The sequence below is a fragment of the Pedobacter sp. genome (assembly GCF_035317785.1).
Classification (GTDB): Bacteria; Bacteroidota; Bacteroidia; order Sphingobacteriales; family Sphingobacteriaceae; genus Pedobacter.
In genome coordinates, this window is the sequence record NZ_DATHGC010000408.1 from 1 (window position 1) to 2,667 (window position 2,667).

A 2,667-nucleotide genomic window follows, 5' to 3' on the forward strand; every position below is an offset into this window, starting at 1 on the left:
TAGCCGGACGATTTCGCATCCAGCAGGATTTCGACGATAATTATGTGATAACGAATATGGCCTTCGTCAAAAGAATGTTGGGTCTGCAGCCCAATGAATACAGCGGCGTCGAGCTGTCCGTCAACGATTCCACCCAAACCGAATCTGTCCGGCAACAGCTGGTCCGGATACTGGGCAAAAACTATCGGATACAGACACGCTACGAACAAAATCAGAGCCTCTATGGTGTCATGGGTGCAGAGAAATGGTTTATTTACATCATGCTGACCATGATCCTCATCGTTGCTGCGTTTAATATGGTGGGCGCCCTGACGATGCTGGTCTGGGAAAAACAAAAGGATATACACGTGCTAAAGGCCCTCGGCGCCAGCAATGGGCTTATTCAAAAGATCTTCCTCAGCGAAGGCATCCTGCTTGGGGTAATGGGCGGCGTAGCCGGCATGCTGCTGGCCCTGGTGACCTGTCTGCTGCAAATAAAATATAAGCTCATCCCTTTACAGGGAGACTCCTTCCTGATTGATTATTACCCCGTAAAACTGGTGCCTACGGACTTTCTCCTGGTGCTGTCTACCATATTGGTAGTGGCACTGCTGGCTTCCTGGATCCCGGCCCGTAAGGCAGCCGCTCAGCCAATAGAGCTTAAAAGCTAAAACCCTGGCAAAAAAATCGTTGGAGAAGCCAGGGTTTTGTCTTATTTAGTAAGCATACTTTATTAATAATCACCAAGAGTCTCCGGCAATTGCGTCAGCGCTTTCGCCAGCTGCTCGTCATTCGGAGCAATACCATGCCAGTGGTGATCATTTTCCATGAAATCTACACCCTTGCCCATGACCGTATGCATCATGATCCCGATGGGCTTGCCCTGTCCTGTCATGCCCTTGGCCTTTTCAAGCGTAGCCACTACTTCATCCATATCATTGCCGTTCATTTCGAGGGTCGTCCAGCCAAAAGAATCAAATTTTGCATGGATATTCCCAAGGTCCATTACAGCTTTTGTAGTACCATCGATCTGCTGGCCATTCCAGTCAACGGTAGAAATGAGATTGTCTACTTTATTGGCAGCTGCAAACATTATCGCTTCCCAGTTTTGACCTTCATCTAATTCTCCATCTCCGTGGAGGGTGAATACAATATTTTTATCGTTATTGAGTTTTTTGCTTAAGGCGGCTCCGATGGCAACACTCATGCCCTGACCAAGAGATCCGCTGGCAACTCTAATGCCCGGGAGATGCTCATGTGTGGTGGGATGACCCTGAAGACGTGAGTTGATCTTACGGAAAGTAGTTAGTTCTTTGATGTCGAAGTACCCGGACCGGGCAAGGGCCGAATAAAATACAGGAGAAATATGACCGTTGGACAGAAAGAAGATGTCTTCATTCGCTGCGTCCATATGGAAATTTGGATCGTGTTTCAATATTTTGAAGTAGAGTGCCGTGAAATAATCAGCACAGCCGAGAGAACCTCCCGGGTGACCGCTTTGGGAGCCATGGACCATTCTTACGATATCTCTTCTAACCTGCGAAGCGATTGCTTTTAAGTCAGCCATATTAGTGGATTTATTGATTCTGTTTTTTATTTCGGTAGGCAAATCTAAAGGTTTTTTGTCAAGACACTAGCCCCAATTTTTTGTCTGATTCAGGGTTTTTGAGGGATATAATCCGGAGCTGCAACAGCTAATTTGGCTTACTTAAACTTTTGCAGTACCTTACGGTCCAAATCTCCATCTGCCTCCTTTGTACAATTTGCCCGGAATTGGTAAAACCACATTTAGAAGAATTTTCTCGTATTAGTAGCTTAAAGAAAGAATCATTATTTTTGTCATGAATCAAAATCAGACTGATGTTTGATGTTTTACTCTCAATAGCTATTTCATTTACCGTTACCTTCCTTGCCATACCAGCTGTTATAAATGTAGCTGAAATGAAAAAGCTTTTTGATATGCCCGATGCGCGTAAAGTGCATCATGCTCCCATCACTCCACTGGGAGGCCTGGGTATTTTTGCAGGTTTTATCTTTGGCTGTCTCCTCACCCTTCATTTCGGGCAATATTCTGAACTTCAATACTTTATTGCCGCGGCTTTTGTCATTTTCTTTCTTGGTCTCAAAGATGACATACTCATAATATCCCCGGTAAAAAAATTCATTGGCCAGGTGCTCGCAGCCTTCATCATTGTTTATTACGGCAATATCCAGATCCGTAGCATGCATGGTTTTCTAGGACTCTATCAGCTTCCGGAAATGTTCAGCCTGCTGCTGACCTATTTTGCAGTCATCGTTGTTATCAATTCATTTAATCTGATCGATGGCGTAGATGGTCTGGCTGGCAGCCTCGGCCTCCTGTCCACTACTATCTTCGGGACCTATTTCCTCTATATTGGAATGTTGCCTTATGCTGTAATCGCTTTCGCCCTGGCCGGCAGCCTCCTGGCCTTCCTGATCTTTAATTTTCAACCCGCTAAAATATTCATGGGTGATACCGGCTCCCTGCTGCTCGGAACCATCAATGCCATCCTGGTATTGAAATTCATCAATGTCGCCAACCTGACTGATGTACGCTTGCCTATCCCTGCTTCCCCGGCAGTTGGGTTTACGATCCTGATGGTCCCTATGATGGATACACTAAGGGTTTTTGGCATCCGCATCCTCCATCGCAGGTCTCCCTTCAGC

General features: G+C 45.9%; 3 protein-coding genes. 2 read left to right on the forward strand and 1 reads right to left on the reverse strand.

What is annotated here, in order from left to right; translation table 11 throughout:
• Positions 1 to 650 (forward strand): ABC transporter permease (locus VK541_RS25590; RefSeq protein ID WP_324373505.1); only part of this gene is annotated, 650 nt, incomplete at its 5' end.
• Positions 651 to 712: 62 nt separating this feature from the next.
• On the opposite strand, the gene VK541_RS25595 is transcribed toward VK541_RS25590, so the two are convergent.
• Positions 713 to 1,546, reverse strand: a complete 834-nt coding sequence (locus VK541_RS25595) for a transketolase (protein ID WP_324373507.1) — start codon at positions 1,544 to 1,546, stop codon at positions 713 to 715.
• Between the two features lie 374 nt (positions 1,547 to 1,920).
• Here VK541_RS25595 and VK541_RS25600 point away from each other — a divergent pair.
• On the forward strand, positions 1,921 to 2,667 hold a 747-nt coding region (locus VK541_RS25600; protein WP_324373508.1), incomplete at its 3' end, for an MraY family glycosyltransferase.

Coding starts and splice junctions, on each gene's coding strand:
- VK541_RS25595 (WP_324373507.1), bottom strand. CDS start 1,546: ATGGCTGACTTAAAAGCAATCGCTTCGCAGGTTAGAAGAGATATCGTA.